The organism is Pseudomonas sp. MF5691, assembly GCF_016405645.1.
In the GTDB taxonomy this organism is placed as follows: domain Bacteria; phylum Pseudomonadota; class Gammaproteobacteria; order Pseudomonadales; family Pseudomonadaceae; genus Aquipseudomonas; species Aquipseudomonas shahriarae.
In genome coordinates, this window is the sequence record NZ_JAEKDC010000037.1 from 1 (window position 1) to 14,129 (window position 14,129).

Sequence of the window (14,129 nt, forward strand, 5' to 3'; positions counted from 1 at the left end):
CGACTCAAGCCCTGGTCATCATTGGCCGCAAGCTGGCGCGCATCGCCTTTTCGCTCATGAAAAACCTGAGCGAATACCAGTCAAAAGCGGTTTTGGGGGCTTCCCCAAAACCATAGAATCTCCCACAGGGGAAAATAGTTCGGCCTTCAGCCCAGCCGCGCCGTCGCCCGTGCGGCAATTTCGCCCCGGGTCTTGCGTGATTCAGCGGTGCGCTTATTCGCCTCGTCCAGTACCTGCTGTGGTGCAGTGTCCGGGCGGCCGGCATTGAAGGGCGGGGCCGGCGCATATTCAAGCTGCAACTGCACCAACTGCGCCGCCGCCTCGCTGTACAACTCGGCGGCCAGGGTCAGGGCAAAGTCGATCCCCGCAGTGATGCCTCCCCCGGTAAACAGGTTGCCGTCGCGCACCACGCGCTCCTGCACCGGCGTGGCGCCGAGGGTGGCCAGCATGTCGTGGTAGGCCCAATGCGTGGTGGCCCGCCGCCCGCGCAGCAAACCCGCAGCGCCCAGCACCAGCGAGCCGGTACACACCGACGTCACATAACGTGCGGTCTGGGATTGCGCCCGCAGAAAGTCCAGGGTCGGCTCATCTTCCATCAATGGCCCAACCCCCGAGCCGCCCGGCACGCAGATCACATCCAGGGTGGGGCAGTCGTCGTAGGTGGTGGTCGGCGACAGCACCAACCCGCTGCTGGAAGTGATCGGCGCCAGGTCTTTCCAAATCAGATGCAGTCGCACCTCCGGCAACGACGCCAGCACGTCGTAAGGGCCGGTGAGGTCCAGTTGCTGAATACCGGGGAACAACACAAAGCCGATCTGCAAGGTCATGGTCAAACTCCAGGAAGAGGGATGGACGGCTTCACTCTAGTGGCCTAGGCTTTGGCGTATACGCCATTGAGCCCACTAATCACGCCAATCATGCCGAAAATCATCCATGTGCTCGCCTTTGCCAATGTGCAGGTGCTCGACGTCACCGGACCGTTGCAAGTGTTTGCCTCGGCCAACGACCTGGCGCGCCAGCAAGGCTTGCCGTTGCCCTATGCGGTCAACGTGATTGCCGCCCAGGCCGAGCCGGTGATGACCTCCGCCGGCCTGGCCCTGGTGGCCGAGCCGTTGCCCGGCGCCGACACGCCCTGCGACACCCTGGTGATTGCTGGCGGCTGGGGCGTGTATGGGGCGGCCGAGGATCCGCAACTGGTGGAGTGGGTCCGGCAAAAAGCCAGGCACTCGCGGCGCATGACTTCGGTGTGTACCGGCGCCTTTCTGCTGGCCGCCAGTGGCCTGCTCGATGGCTGTCGGGTCGCCACCCACTGGACGCGCTGCGAGGAACTGGCGCGCAAATACCCCAGGTTGCAGGTCGAGGCCAACCCGATCTTTATCCAGCAGGGCTCGCTCTGGACCTCGGCGGGCGTCACGGCCGGTATCGACTTGTGCCTGGCCCTGGTGGAGCAGGACCTGGGCCGCACGGTGGCCCTGGAAGTGGCGCGGCACCTGGTGGTGTTTCTCAAGCGCCCCGGTGGCCAGTCGCAGTTCAGCGTCACCCTTTCCCTGCAAAAGGGCGGTAGCCGCTTCAGCGAATTGCATGGGTGGATTGCCGAGCACCTGCACCTGGACTTGAACATCGCGACCCTGGCGGCCGCGTGCGGCATGAGCGAACGCAGCTTCGTACGCCATTACCGCGCCGAAACCGGCCAGACCCCGGCCCGGGCGGTGGAACTGATCCGCGTGGAAACCGCACGCCGGCAACTGGCCGACAGCGCCGTGGCAATCAAACGCATCGCCGCGCAATGTGGCTTTGGCAGCGAAGAAACCATGCGCCGCAGTTTTATCCGCGCCTTGTCGATCACCCCGCAGCTTTATCGCGAGCGGTTTTCGGCGCCGGCCTGAGTCTGTTCAAGCAGTTCAAACAGTGCATCGAGCGTGGCCTGCGGTGCTTCCTGGGGAATATTGTGGCCCACCCCGGCGAGCACCCGGCGCCGATAGAATCCGCTGAAATTAGCCACGTCGTCATCCACCTCGGGAGCCGGGCCGACACCGTCGTCGGCACCGCACAGCGAAATGGTGGGCACCGAAATCGGCGGTGGTTGCATCAGCGCCTGTTCAATCACTTCCAGCGCCGGATCACCCTCGGCATACATGAAGCGATGGCGATAGGAGTGGATTACCACCTCCACAAAGTCCGGGTTATCAAACGAGGGTGCCGTCTGCGGGTAAAGGCTCGGCCCCGCAGCCCAGGAGGGCGACCAGAGCGACCACAACAGTTCGCACAACTCGCGGCGGTTGGCGGTCAGGCCATCGATACCCCGTTGGGTGTGGAAGTAGAACTGGTACCACAACCGATGCTCGGTGACTGGCGCGCGGGGCTGGATGGACTTTGCGATGTCCTGGATGTTGTAACCGTCGCCAGTGACCAGGCAGCGCACGCGCTCGGGCCAAAGCGCCGCGACAATGCACGCGGCGCGCCCACCCCAGTCATAACCGGCGAGGGCGGCCTGGTCGATGGCCAGGGCATCCATGAAGTCCAGCAGATCCTTGGCCAGCGCCGCCTGTTGGCCGGAGCGCATCACCTGGGCGTGCACAAACCGGGTCGGGCCGTAGCCGCGCAGGTAAGGCACCAGCACGCGATAACCAGCCTCGGCCAACACCGGCGCGATGGCATCGTAGCCGCGAGGGTCATAGGGAAAACCGTGCAGCAGAATCACCACTTCACCGTCGGCCGGGCCATGGGCTTCGTAGGCGATATCGAGCATGGGAGTGCGGATATACAGCAGCGCGATCGAGGGGCTCATTGGGACTCCGTTCGGGTCACAGCAGGGAGCCTGGACTTTAGCGCGAAACCTTTACGTGTTCATGGGCCAGCAGCGAAAACACGTGCAGATCCTGATAGCCACCGGCCCAAAACCCGGCCTCGCGCAGCACGCCTTCGCGGGTAAAGCCCAGCCGGCCCAGCAGTGCCTGGGACGGCAGGTTACGCGGATGGACCAGCGCTTCGACACGGTGCAGTTGCATCTGCGCAAAGCCCCAGTCGAGCACGCTGCGCAAAGCCTCGCTCATCCAACCGTTGCCCCTGGCTGACGGCGCCAGTTCGCAGGCGAGGGCGCAGCTGTTCCACTGGCGATTCCATTTGAACAGCCCGCAGGTGCCCATCAACTCGCCGGCGTATTCCAGGCCCCAGCGCGTGCCCGGATTGGCCTGGGTTCGCCAGTGGGCGAAGGTGGCGATCAGGGCGTGGGCCTGGGATATGTCGGTCATGGGGTCGATGCCAAACCAAGGCATGGCCTCGGCATCTCGATAGATCGCAAACAGCGCCGGGGCGTCGTGGGGGGTCAACTCCCGGAGCCGCAAGCGCTCGGTGTGCAGGGTGGGGAAAGTATCCACGTGGTGTGGTGCGGTTGGCATAGGTATCGACTGAACATTTTCGGGCGCCAGGGGCGGGTTCATATTCGTTCCTTGAATACAGGAGGAGGCAGACAGATAGCTCGCTCAAGGTCGCAAAGATCAAAGGTGGGAGCTGTCGAGCGTTAGCGAGGCTGCGATGACGTCAGTACAGCCAATGTTGAAGTTGCCTGATAGCGCCTACAAGGGTTTCACTTCGCTGCTCGATTCTCAAGGTTGCCACACGGTTTTCTCCCCGCTCAACTTGCGATCCAGAAACGTCGCCGCGCTGATCAAGGCCAAATGGCTCAATGCCTGCGGTGTATTCCCCAGATGTCGCGCCTGGCTGTCGAATTCCTCGGCATACAGCCCCAGCGGGTTGGCATAGCGCAGCAGTTGCTCGAATTCCAGATGGGCCTTTTCCACTTGCCCCGCGCGGGCCAGGCATTCGACGTACCAGAATGAACAGGCGGTAAACGCCCCCTCTGTGCCTTGCAAACCGTCAATTTGACTGTCGTCATTGCGGTAGCGGTAGACCATGCCATCGCGCACCAGGCTTTTCTGGATGGCGTCCAGGGTCGATAACCAGCGCGGGTCGGTGGCCGCCACAAAACGCACCAGCGGCATCAACAGCATCGAACCATCCAGGGCAGTGCTGCCGATGTGCTGCACGAAATGCCCGCGTTCTGCGTTCCAGAAGCTGCTCCAGATATCTTCATAAATCGCCTGGCGGGTCTGGTCCCAGCGGGCGAACGGCGCCGGCAGCGAGCGCTTGGAGGCCAGGCGGATCGCGCGGTCGAGTGCCACCCAGCACATCAGCCGCGAATGCAGGAAGTGATGTTGCTCGCCACGCATTTCCCAGATGCCGACGTCTTTCTGGTTCCAGGTTTCGCACACTTGGTCCACCACTTCCAGGGTGTGTTTCCAGCCCTCATGGGAGATGGCTTCGCCGTACTTGTTGACCAGGTACACCGCGTCCATCAGTTCGCCAAAAATATCCAGCTGCACCTGGTCAAAGGCCTCGTTGCCAATGCGCACCGGTTGCGCGCCGCCGTGGCCGCTGAGGTGGCTCAGCTCGGTTTCCGGCAATTGCTGGCGGCCGTCGATGCCATACAGGATGTTGATTTTCATCGGTTGCCCGCAACAGTCGCTGACGCGCCCGCGCAACCAGCGCATGTAGTCATTGGCTTCCTGGACAAAACCCAGGCGCATAAAGGCGTAGACGGTGAACGAGGCGTCGCGGATCCAGGTGTAGCGGTAATCCCAATTGCGTTCGCCGCCGGGGGCTTCCGGCAGGCCGAAGGTGGCCGCTGCGAGGATCGCGCCGTGTTTGCGCGAGGTCAGCAGCTTCAGGGCCAGGGCCGAGCGATTGACCATTTCCCGCCAGCGGCCGCGGTAGTTGGACTGGGCCAGCCAGCCGCGCCAGAATTTCAGGGTGTGCTGCAGGTGCAGGTCGGTACCGTCGCTGGCCACGCGTATGTCTTCCCGGCCGCCAAGGACAAATTCGGCCCCCTGGTCCTGGTCCAGGGTAAAGCAGGCGACGGCGGCGTCATCTGCGATCTGCAACGGCACGCTGCTGGCCAGGCGCAACCCAGGCAGGCCCGGCGCCTCGAAGCACACATCAGCGTTATCGGCGGTGGCCCGAGTGGGTGCCCGGGCATAGTCATGGCGCACCGCGCAGCGCAGGTGCAGGGTGGCCTTGCCGCTCACCACGCGCACCCGGCGGATCAGCAGGGGCAGGTCATCAACGTCATCGCTGATGCTCAGCAGGTCGGTGATTTCCACCACGGCCTCATCACTCAGCCAGCGGGTTTGCAGGACATTGGTATCCGGCAGGTAGATCTGTTCCCGGCGCGCCTGGGGCAGGTCCGGGGTCAACTGGAAAATCCCGGCGGCGGGGGAGTCCAGGAGCGAGCAGAAGATCGACGGGCTGTCGAATTCCGGCCAGCAGAAAAAGTCGATGCTGCCCTGATCGTTGATCAGCGCCGCACTGCGCATGTCACCGATAATGCCGTGGGCGTCGATGGCGCTTTGCGCTTCGTTTTTCAGATCAACCATTGTCTTTGAACTCCGGGTAGAGACTCATGCCGCCGTCGATAAACAAGGTGCTGCCCACCACATAGTCGGAGGCATCACTGGCCAGCCAGACCACGGCGTTGGCCACATCTTCGACGTCGCCGACGCGGCCATAGGGGATCAATTTCAGCAACTGCTGTTCGGCATCGCCCTCGGTGGCAGCGCGGTTGATGGCGGTGCGGATCGCCCCCGGCGCGATGCCGTTGATGCGGATCCGTTGGTGGCTGACTTCCTGGGCGAGGCTGCGCATCAGCATCTCGACGCCGCCCTTGGAGGCCGCGTAATTGACGTGGCCGGCCCAGGGGATCAACTGGTGCACCGAACTCATATGGATGATCTTGCCGGCGGCCCGGGATACGCCTGCTCGCACGCCCTGGCGGTTAAAAATACGCAGGGCGGCGCGGGCGCAGAGGAACTGGCCGGTGAGGTTGACGCCAATCACCGCGTTCCACTCCTCAAGGGTCATGTCGCTGATGGCGGCGTCTTTTTGCAGGCCCGAGTTGGCCACCAGGATGTCGAGGTGGCCGAAGGCGTCGAGGGTCTGCGCGAACAGGCGTTCGACATCGGCTTCCCTGGACACATCGGCGCCGATCGCCAGGGCCCGGCCACCGGCCTGGTTGATCTGCGCGGCCAGGGCCTGGGCGGGTTCTGCCTGGCTGTTGTAGTTCACCACGACTGCCGCGCCGGCCGCAGCCAGCGCCCTGGCGGCCCCCGCGCCAATGCCGGAGCTGGCGCCGGTGACTACGGCGACTTGTTGTTCCAACGAGATGCGCATTGTCCATCCAGCCTTTATTCCAGAAGTCCATTCAGCTGACTGACGGCGCGGGGCACAAGTTCAGTGGCCTGTCTGGAATGCGACGATGGCTGTCTATATCTATCGTTTTCGCCAGCGGGCTTTTAGTTAGAATCAGTGGCTTAACGACGTGAGACGCAGCCCATGACAACTGTGCACCGGCCTTGGCTTGAGGCTTATGCCGACAACTACCGCAACGACGAAGTGGTCCATCCCCATTGTCATACCCAGGCGCAATTGATCCACGGCGTCACCGGGGTGATGGTGGTCAGTACGGCCCAGGGCAGTTGGCTGGTGCCGTCCGGGCATGCGTTGTGGGTACCCGCCGGGACGCCCCACGAGATTCGCATGGCCGGCGAAGTGCATATGCGCACCCTGTTCCTGATGCCCGAGGTCGAGCCGAGCCTGGGCCGCACCTGCCAGGTGATCGAGGTCTCGGCACTGCTTCGCGAGCTGATCGTGGCGGCGACGCTGATCGCCGGTGAAGTCAACAGCCCACGCTTGCAGGCCATGGTGGAAGTGATCCGCATGGAGCTGCTGGCCGCGCCGGTGGTGGCCATGCATGTGCCGGTGCCTGGCGAAGCCCGCCTGGCCAGGTTGTGTACCCGGTTTATCCGCAACCCGGCCGATGACAGCAGCCTGGAATCCTGGGCCGACACCCTGAACATGAGTGCGCGCACCCTGAGCCGGATTTTCCAGCGGGAACTGGGCATGAGCTTTGGCGAATGGCGCAAGCGTGCGCGTCTGGCCCTGAGCCTGAAGCTGCTGGCCCAGGGCGCCTCGATCCTGGAGGTGGCGCTGGAACATGGTTATCAGAGCCCGAGTGCGTTCAGCGCGATGTTTCGCCGCTCGCTGGGTTACCCGCCGAGTCATTTTCGTCCCCAGGCCTGATGTTGCTTCATGTAACCCAATTGTCCGTTTGGCGACGATACATGGCCCTGGCGCGGGCGAATCCGCCAGGGCGCATGCCTAATCTGCAAAGCTCATTCTTCAGCGAGCTTTGTGATGCCCAGCCTTGTCGTTCATCCCTCCACCAGCAGTCGCCCCCCGGCAGTCCTGACCCTGCTTCTGCTGGGTGCGTTAGCCGGATGCCGTGGCCTGCCCGACGAGCCCGCAGCGCAGTTGACGGCCCGGGCGGCGCCGCAATTGTCCAGCGGGTCAGCGGCCCAACCGCTGCCCGAGCGCTGGTGGCAGCTTTACCGTGACCCGCAATTGGACCGGCTTGTAGAGCAGGCCCTGAACCATAACCAAGACCTTGCCGCCGCCGCCGCCCATGTCGACGCGCTATTGGCGCACCTGGAGCAGGTAGATGGCGAACGCCAACCCTCGACTCTTCTGACCTACGGCGTCGGTTACGGCCGTAGCCGAGACGACCAGACCCTGGCCCAGGCCCGCGATGAGCAGGCCGAGGCCCAGTGGAGCCACGCCCCTGGATTTTCCCTGAGCTACACCCTCGACCTCTGGGGCGAGGTGCGTTATCGCCTGGCCGCCGCCCGTGCCGATGCGGATGCGGCGCGGGCGCTGGAAGACGAATGGCGGGTGACCGTGGCCGCGCAGACCACCCGGGCCTATGGCCAGGCCTGTGTCTATGCGTTCGGCCGCCAGGTGCAGCGTCATTCGGTGCAGGTGTTGGAGCGCAGTGTCGACGTCACTCGCAGACTGCAGAAGGCCGGCGCGGCGACGGCGCTGGACCTGGCGCGCCTCAATGGCCTGCTGGAAGAAACCCGTGCGCCGCTGCCGATGTTGACTGCGCGCTATCAGGCGGCCCTGTATGAGCTGGCGGTGCTCAGTGGCGTGCCGCCCCTGGAGGTGGCCCGGCAAACCTGTGCCCGGCGCCCACAATTGCAGGCGCCGCTGCCCGTGGGCGATGGCTGGGCGCTGGTGCAGCGGCGGGCCGATATTCGCCGTGCCGAGCGCCAGCTGCAAGCGGCCACGCTGGCCATTGGTGTCGCTCGCGCCGAGTTGTATCCACGGGTGACCTTCGGTGCCGCGCTGGAGTCCTCCGCGAGCAGCCTGGGCAAGCTGGGGACCAGTGAAGCGCTGGTGTACTCCGTGGGGCCGTTGCTGTCCTGGCGCTTTCCCCAGCGCGGCGTTGCCCAGGCCCAAGTGAGCCAGCGCCGGGCCCAGGCGCGCGAGGCCCAGGCGCGTTTCGACGGCACGGTACTGCGTGCCTTGAAACAAGTCGAACAAGCCCTGGCGCTGTACCAGGGCGAACAACAGCGCCGCCAAGCCCTGCAGGCTGCGCTGGACAACAGCCAGCAGGCCCATGAGCTGGCCACCCGCAGCTATCGGGCCGGAGCCCTTGATGCCCTGCAACTGCTGGACAGCGAGCGCAACCTGGTCAACCTCCAGGCCCGCGTGGCCCAGGCCGACCTGCGCTTGATCAACCGCCAGATCGACCTGTTCCAGGCGCTCGGTGGTGGCTGGCAACGCAATGATCAACCTCAACCTCAACCCTTACCCCTTGCTGCCCTTGGAGCCAAGCCATGAACCAGGCTGTTGAACCCGCGATCCTGCCATCCACTTCCAGCTTGATGCAGCGCCATCGCCGCGCCCTGCTGACGGGCGCATCACTGGTGACGCTGTTGGGGGCGGGGCTGTTTGCCGCGTATTGGTGGCAGTTGGGGCGATTTCTGGAAGAGACCGACGACGCCTACGTGCGCGCTGATTGGGTCGCCGTCAGCCCGCGGATTGCCGGCTATGTGGCCCAGGTGCTGGTGGAGGACAACCAGCCGGTCAAGGCCGGGGATGTGCTGGTGCGCCTGGATGAGCGTGATTTTGTCGAGCAACTGCGCAGCACCCAGGCGCGGTTGCAGCAAGCCCGGGCGGCGGCGAATGCCCGCCAGTCCAGCCTGACCACCCTCGACGCACGGCTCGACGAGCAGCAGCAACGTATTGCCCAGGCCCAGGCTGCCCTGCATAGCAGCGAGGCCGAGGCCCATCGTGCGCGTCTGGACTTCCAGCGCTACCGCGATCTGGTGGATCAACAGATCGCCACCCGCGAGCGCCTGGAAACCGCCAGCGCCGGGCGGGCCAAGGCATTGGCAGCGGTGACCGAAGCCCGTGCCCAAGTGGCCCGGCAGCAAGCCTAGTGCCAGGTGCTGCAGGCGCGCCGCCAGCAGGCAAAGGCGCGGATCGCCGAATCCCAGGCCCGGGTGGGCGAGGCCCAGGCCAACCTGGCCCTGGCCCAGAATGCCTTGAATGACACAGCGATCCGCGCGCCGTTCGACGGCGTAGTGGGCCAGCGCAAGGTCCGCCGCCAGCAGTATGTGATGCCGGGTCTGCCTTTGTTGGCGGTGGTGCCGGTGGCACAGGCCTATGTGATCGCCAATTACAAGGAAACCCAGTTGCAGCACATGGCGCCGGGGCAGGCGGTCGATATCGCGGTGGACAGTTTTTCCGGCCAGCACTGGCGCGGCCAGATCGAAAGCATCGCCCCCGGTTCCGGTGCGGTGTTCGCCTTGTTGCCCCCGGACAACGCCACCGGCAATTTCACCAAGATCGTGCAGCGCTTTGCGGTGAAGATCCGCCTGGTGGCCGACGAGACGAATGCACCCGTGATCTTGCCGGGGATGTCCGTGATCGCCACGGTGGACACCCGCCCGGCCAGCCAGCAGGACGGTTCCCATGGAGGCTGATGGGCGCACCTCGAACGTTTCGTTTCGCGCCTGGGTCGCGGTGATCGGTGGTTTGTTCGGCTGCTTCATGGCCGGCATGAATGTGCATGTCACCAGCGCCGCCCTGCCGGAAATCGAAGGTGCGCTGGGGGCCACGTTCGAGGAGGGCTCGTGGATTTCCACGGCCTATCTGGTGGCGGAAATCATCATGATCCCGCTCACCGCGTGGCTGGTGCAGGTGTTTTCGTTGCGGCGGGTGATGCTGTGGGGCTCCGGGGTTTTCCTGGTGGCCTCGGTGGCCTGTTCGATGGCGCCGAACCTGCCGGTGATGATCATCATCCGGGTCATTCAGGGGGCGGCGGGGGCGGTGCTGATTCCGTTGTCGTTCCAGTTGATCATCACTGAACTGCCCGCCAGCAAGATCCCCCTGGGCATGGCCCTGTTCAGCCTGGCCAACAGTGTGGCCCAGGCCGCAGGGCCGTCCATTGGTGGCTGGCTGACCGATGTGTATTCGTGGCGCTGGATCTTCTACCTGCAACTGTTTCCCGGTATCGCACTGTTGGCGGCAGTGGCCTGGTCCATTGATCGCCAGCCGATGAACCTTGGGCTGTTGCGCCAGGGCGACTGGTTGGGCATCGCCTGCATGGTCCTGGGCCTGGGGGCGTTGCAGATCGTGCTGGAGGAGGGCGGGCGCAAGGATTGGTTCGGTTCGGCGTTTATCGGCTGGATGAGCGTGGCGGCGGCGATGGGCCTGGTGGGCTTTGTCAGCCGGCAATTGTGGGGCCGCAAAAGCTTTATCAATCTGCGGCTGTTGGCGCACTACAACTTTGGCGTGGCCAGTGTGGCGATGTTTATCTTCGGTGCCAGCACGTACGGACTGGTATTCCTGGTGCCCAATTACCTGTCACAGATGCAGGGCTACAACGCCAGTGAAATTGGCGTCAGCCTGATTGCCTATGGCCTGGTGCAACTGGTGCTGGCGCCGTTCCTGCCACGACTGATGAAGTGGTTGAGCGCAAAAAATCTCGTGGCCTCCGGTTTTGCGATCATGGCCCTGGGCTGCTGGATGGGCGCGCACTTGTCGGCAGACAGCGCCAGCAACGTGATCATCCCCTCGATCGTGGTGCGCGGCATTGGCCAGCCGCTGATCATGGTGGCGCTGTCGGTGCTGGCGGTGCATGGGCTGGCCAAGGCACAGTCCGGTTCGGCTTCGGCGGTGTTCTCGATGTTGCGCAACCTGGGCGGCGCGGTGGGCACGGCCCTGCTGGCGCAACTGGTGGTGGTGCGCGAGCAGGTGCATTCGGCGCGTATTGGTGAGTCGCTGAGCATTTTCGAACCGGCTTTACAGCAATATTTGCCGAACGGCGGCTTGTTGCAGGAGCAATGGCCGGAGCAGCAGCAAGTGCTGGGGTTGCTCGACCAGAGTGTGCGGCACCAGGCGTTTTTGATGGCTTACAGCGACGCGTTCTACCTGGCGTGTGTGGCATTGACCTTGTGTGCGGTGGCGGCGTTGCTGCTTCGTCGCACTTGATGGCTGTTGCGGGTTCGTGTTGTGGCGAGCAATTCAGCGATGGGGTTTCAGCCCCCGCAGCAGCAACTCCAGGCCTTGCAGCGCTTGCTCCAGGCATTCGTCCGGGCGTTCGGCATGGGCAATCCATTGCGCCGTATCCACCAGGCTGCCATTGATCAACCGGGCCAGTGCCAGGCTGGGGGCATGCTCGATAAGCCCGGCCTGCATCAATTCATCCAGCAGCCGACGCAATGATTCGATGCAGTGCTGCTGGGCCCCCACGTCTGCACCCAGCACCGCCGGTGCATCTTGCAGCACGATCCGCTGGATCTCGGGATCCTGGGCCATGTGCAGGTAGGCGCGGCAGCGCTCGCAAAAACCGTCCCAGGGGTTGTTGGCCTGAGTGCTGATTTGTTGCAGACGGTCATCCATTTCGCTGTCGAGTTGCGCGACCACCGCGGCCAGCAGTCCTTTCTTGTCGCCAAAGTGATGGTACAGCGCCCCACGGGTAAGGCCGGCGCGGGCGGTGAAATCATCCATCGAGGTATTGGCAAAGCCTTGGGTGGCAAAGGCATGGCGGGCGCTGGCCAACAGACGGGCGCGGGTTTCTTCAATCATCTCGGCGCGGGCTCGGCTCATGGAAAACGCTCGCTAGTTGCGGGTGAGTGGTTGACATACGCCGCGTATGTTACTCATGATTTGTCACATACGCACCGTATATCTTTTCCCCGGATTGCATTGAATGGCAAGCTCCAGGGTTCCCAGCAAGAGGTCACGCACCATGGCAAACCCCTACGCCGAGCTGTTCCAGGCGCCAGGTTCCAGGGCTTTTGTATCGGCCGGCATGCTCGCTCGCATGCCGATATCCATGACCGGTATCGGGCTGATCACCATGTTGTCCCAACTGCGTGGCGGTTATGGGTTGGCGGGCGCGGTGGCGGCAACATTTGCTCTGGCCACGGCCTTTTGCGCACCGCAGGTTTCGCGACTGGTAGACCGTTATGGCCAGGGCCGCGTCTTGCCGGTGGCAGCCATGATCGGCGGCGGGGCGTTGTTGCTGCTGTTGCTGTGTACCCGTTTGCAGGCGCCGGACTGGACCCTGTTTATCTTTGCCGCCCTGGCCGGTTGCATGCCCAACATGTCGGCCATGGTGCGGGCGCGCTGGACCGAGATCTACCGTGGCCAGCCACGTTTGCAAACAGCCTTTGCCCTGGAATCGGTGCTCGACGAGGTGTGCTTTATCCTCGGCCCGCCGCTGTCGGTGGGATTGTGTGTGCTGCTGTTTCCCGAGGCGGGGCCGCTGGTGGGGGCGATCCTGTTGGCGGTTGGTGTGACCGCCTTTGTCCTGCAAAAACAGACCGAGCCTGCGATTCACGCGCCGCTTGAGCACCAGGGCAGTTGGTTGATCACCCAGCCGTCGGTGCTGGTGTTGATAATCCTACTGATGGCCATGGGCACCATTGTCGGGGTGGTAGACGTGGTCAGCGTGGCGTTCGCCCAGCACCAGGGCCAGCCGGCTGCCGCGAGTATCGTGCTGTCGGTGTATGCCATCGGCTCGTGCCTGGCGGGGCTGGCCTTCGGTGCGCTGAAGCTGAACATGCCCTTGCCCCGGCAGTTCCTGCTCTGTGGCCTGGCCACTGCCCTGACAACCCTGCCACTGCTGTGGGTGGGGGATATCCTCGGGCTGGCATTGGCGGTGTTTGTGTCCGGGCTGTTTTTTGCCCCGACCTTGATTGTGTCCATGGCGCTGGTGGAGCAGGTCGTGCCACCCAGCCGCCTGACCGAAGGCATGACCTGGCTGATCACCGGCTTGAGTATCGGCGTGGCCATCGGTGCCGCGAGTTCCGGCTGGATGATCGACCACTTTGGCGCCGCCAGCGGGTTCTGGGTGGCGCTGATGGCCGGGGCAGTGGTGCTGGTGTCCGCTTTATTGGGCTACCGCCGCCTGGGATGAGTCACCCCAGGGCGGGGTGGCTGTCTGTACGGTGATGGCGCAGGAACTCGTTCAGCGCCTGGCGTGTCAGGTCGTTGAGCGTGACCTTTTTCTGCGTCGCCGCCAGGGCCGCAGCCAGGTGCAGATCATGGCCGACCCGTACATTGAAGGAGCCTTTGCAGGGCTTTTCCGGTGCCTGGCCCAGGGTCTGGCAAGTAGCCAGATAATCCTCCACGGCCTCGCGAAAGGCGGCCTCCAACTGGGCCACGGTCTGCCCTTCGTAACTGACCAGGGCGCGGATAAACAGCAGCTTGCCGAACAGGCAATTGTCCTCGACGCTGGCTTCTATGGAGCCGATGTAACCTTTGTGTTTCAACTGGTTGCTCACTGAATCAAGCCTCCTGATTCCAACTGTTCAATGATCTGGCGCCGAATGTAGTACTTCAGTTCATTGCCAGGGTGGGGCTTGTGCAAGGTGATCATTGCACTCGGGTCGCCTATGTCGAACTTGACGCGGCTCCCAGCCCCTTCGATTTTTCAGTAACCCAGCCAGCCTAACAATGTCACGAGCTCGGGCCAGGTAAATGCCATCTGCAGGTTAAGCAGTTTGGCGAGCAGCTTTTCATTTTTGGACACGGCGTTCCCTGCGTGTAACTAAATGTAGTTGCAAATACAGTGCTCCGTCAATGATAGGGCCGCTTCGCGGACTTCTCCCGGGTTTGATGTAACGCCCGATGACTGCAATCGCCTGCGCTAATTTTTCCCGCCTGGATTCGTTTTATAGGGACGACGTGCCTTTGTGCTTCCTGCCTATTGCTCCGGATCC

The 14,129-nt window shown here is 63.6% G+C and carries 12 protein-coding genes and 2 pseudogenes; 6 read left to right on the forward strand and 8 right to left on the reverse strand.

Going from position 1 to position 14,129, the window contains the following annotated elements; translation table 11 throughout:
• Nucleotides 1-146: 146 nt before the first annotated feature.
• A complete protein-coding gene (gene inhA, locus JFT44_RS27440; RefSeq protein WP_198831435.1) occupies nucleotides 147-827 on the reverse strand; it encodes an isonitrile hydratase in 681 nt (226 codons plus the stop codon).
• A 90-nt stretch (nucleotides 828-917) separates the two neighbouring features.
• Between inhA and JFT44_RS27445 the strand changes: the two genes are divergently transcribed.
• Nucleotides 918-1,886, forward strand: coding sequence for a GlxA family transcriptional regulator (locus JFT44_RS27445; protein WP_198831443.1), 969 nt, complete (start codon nucleotides 918-920; stop codon nucleotides 1,884-1,886).
• On the opposite strand, the gene JFT44_RS27450 is transcribed toward JFT44_RS27445, so the two are convergent.
• From JFT44_RS27450 to JFT44_RS27465, 4 genes are all read right to left on the reverse strand, one after another.
• Nucleotides 1,856-2,788, reverse strand: coding sequence for an alpha/beta fold hydrolase (locus tag JFT44_RS27450; protein WP_198831436.1), 933 nt, complete (start codon nucleotides 2,786-2,788; stop codon nucleotides 1,856-1,858). The genes JFT44_RS27445 and JFT44_RS27450 overlap by 31 nt on opposite strands.
• Nucleotides 2,789-2,825: 37 nt before the next feature.
• A complete protein-coding gene (locus JFT44_RS27455) occupies nucleotides 2,826-3,440 on the reverse strand; it encodes a GNAT family N-acetyltransferase (RefSeq protein ID WP_233098440.1) in 615 nt (204 codons plus the stop codon).
• 165 nt (nucleotides 3,441-3,605) lie between these two features.
• A complete protein-coding gene (locus JFT44_RS27460) occupies nucleotides 3,606-5,432 on the reverse strand; it encodes a glycoside hydrolase family 15 protein (protein WP_198831437.1) in 1,827 nt (608 codons plus the stop codon).
• Nucleotides 5,425-6,225 (reverse strand): glucose 1-dehydrogenase, encoded by an 801-nt coding sequence (locus tag JFT44_RS27465; RefSeq protein ID WP_057439105.1) that lies wholly within the window; start codon nucleotides 6,223-6,225, stop codon nucleotides 5,425-5,427. Before JFT44_RS27465 ends, JFT44_RS27460 begins: the two co-directional genes overlap by 8 nt.
• A 162-nt stretch (nucleotides 6,226-6,387) precedes the next feature.
• On the opposite strand from JFT44_RS27465, the gene JFT44_RS27470 reads away from it, so the two are divergent.
• The 4 genes and pseudogenes from JFT44_RS27470 to JFT44_RS27485 all read left to right on the forward strand — a co-directional run bounded on the left by JFT44_RS27470 (nucleotide 6,388) and on the right by JFT44_RS27485 (nucleotide 11,391).
• A complete protein-coding gene (locus tag JFT44_RS27470) occupies nucleotides 6,388-7,134 on the forward strand; it encodes a helix-turn-helix transcriptional regulator (protein ID WP_057439104.1) in 747 nt (248 codons plus the stop codon).
• 114 nt (nucleotides 7,135-7,248) lie between these two features.
• Nucleotides 7,249-8,733 carry an efflux transporter outer membrane subunit gene (locus JFT44_RS27475; protein ID WP_198831438.1) on the forward strand — a complete coding sequence of 495 codons (1,485 nt, stop codon included), beginning with the start codon at nucleotides 7,249-7,251 and terminating at the stop codon, nucleotides 8,731-8,733.
• Nucleotides 8,730-9,881, forward strand: a pseudogene (locus JFT44_RS29260) (HlyD family secretion protein). The gene JFT44_RS27475 and the pseudogene JFT44_RS29260 overlap by 4 nt, the downstream one beginning before the upstream one ends.
• The gene (locus JFT44_RS27485) at nucleotides 9,871-11,391 is read left to right on the forward strand and encodes an MDR family MFS transporter (protein WP_198831439.1); all 1,521 of its coding nucleotides are present in this window, start codon (nucleotides 9,871-9,873) and stop codon (nucleotides 11,389-11,391) included. The pseudogene JFT44_RS29260 and the gene JFT44_RS27485 overlap by 11 nt, the downstream one beginning before the upstream one ends.
• A gap of 33 nt (nucleotides 11,392-11,424) precedes the next feature.
• Here JFT44_RS27485 and JFT44_RS27490 read toward each other — a convergent pair whose 3' ends face one another.
• Nucleotides 11,425-12,009 (reverse strand): TetR/AcrR family transcriptional regulator, encoded by a 585-nt coding sequence (locus JFT44_RS27490; protein WP_057959159.1) that lies wholly within the window; start codon nucleotides 12,007-12,009, stop codon nucleotides 11,425-11,427.
• 142 nt (nucleotides 12,010-12,151) lie between these two features.
• On the opposite strand from JFT44_RS27490, the gene JFT44_RS27495 reads away from it, so the two are divergent.
• Nucleotides 12,152-13,324 (forward strand): MFS transporter, encoded by a 1,173-nt coding sequence (locus JFT44_RS27495; RefSeq protein ID WP_198831440.1) that lies wholly within the window; start codon nucleotides 12,152-12,154, stop codon nucleotides 13,322-13,324.
• A gap of 1 nt (nucleotide 13,325) precedes the next feature.
• On the opposite strand, the gene JFT44_RS27500 is transcribed toward JFT44_RS27495, so the two are convergent.
• The gene (locus JFT44_RS27500; protein ID WP_128593664.1) at nucleotides 13,326-13,691 is read right to left on the reverse strand and encodes a type II toxin-antitoxin system HicB family antitoxin; all 366 of its coding nucleotides are present in this window, start codon (nucleotides 13,689-13,691) and stop codon (nucleotides 13,326-13,328) included.
• Nucleotides 13,688-13,939 (reverse strand): annotated as a pseudogene (locus tag JFT44_RS28835) (type II toxin-antitoxin system HicA family toxin). Before JFT44_RS28835 ends, JFT44_RS27500 begins: the two are co-directional and overlap by 4 nt.
• Between the last annotated feature and the right edge of the window lie 190 nt (nucleotides 13,940-14,129).

Excerpts from the sequence above, each read along its gene's own strand:
- inhA (WP_198831435.1), bottom strand. The coding sequence starts at position 827 with ATGACCTTGCAGATCGGCTTTGTGTTGTTCCCCGGTATTCAGCAACTG.
- JFT44_RS27445 (WP_198831443.1), top strand. The coding sequence starts at position 918 with ATGCCGAAAATCATCCATGTGCTCGCCTTTGCCAATGTGCAGGTGCTC.
- JFT44_RS27450 (WP_198831436.1), bottom strand. The coding sequence starts at position 2,788 with ATGAGCCCCTCGATCGCGCTGCTGTATATCCGCACTCCCATGCTCGAT.
- JFT44_RS27455 (WP_233098440.1), bottom strand. The coding sequence starts at position 3,440 with ATGAACCCGCCCCTGGCGCCCGAAAATGTTCAGTCGATACCTATGCCA.
- JFT44_RS27460 (WP_198831437.1), bottom strand. The coding sequence starts at position 5,432 with ATGGTTGATCTGAAAAACGAAGCGCAAAGCGCCATCGACGCCCACGGC.
- JFT44_RS27465 (WP_057439105.1), bottom strand. The coding sequence starts at position 6,225 with ATGCGCATCTCGTTGGAACAACAAGTCGCCGTAGTCACCGGCGCCAGC.
- JFT44_RS27470 (WP_057439104.1), top strand. The coding sequence starts at position 6,388 with ATGACAACTGTGCACCGGCCTTGGCTTGAGGCTTATGCCGACAACTAC.
- JFT44_RS27475 (WP_198831438.1), top strand. The coding sequence starts at position 7,249 with ATGCCCAGCCTTGTCGTTCATCCCTCCACCAGCAGTCGCCCCCCGGCA.
- JFT44_RS27485 (WP_198831439.1), top strand. The coding sequence starts at position 9,871 with ATGGAGGCTGATGGGCGCACCTCGAACGTTTCGTTTCGCGCCTGGGTC.
- JFT44_RS27490 (WP_057959159.1), bottom strand. The coding sequence starts at position 12,009 with ATGAGCCGAGCCCGCGCCGAGATGATTGAAGAAACCCGCGCCCGTCTG.
- JFT44_RS27495 (WP_198831440.1), top strand. The coding sequence starts at position 12,152 with ATGGCAAACCCCTACGCCGAGCTGTTCCAGGCGCCAGGTTCCAGGGCT.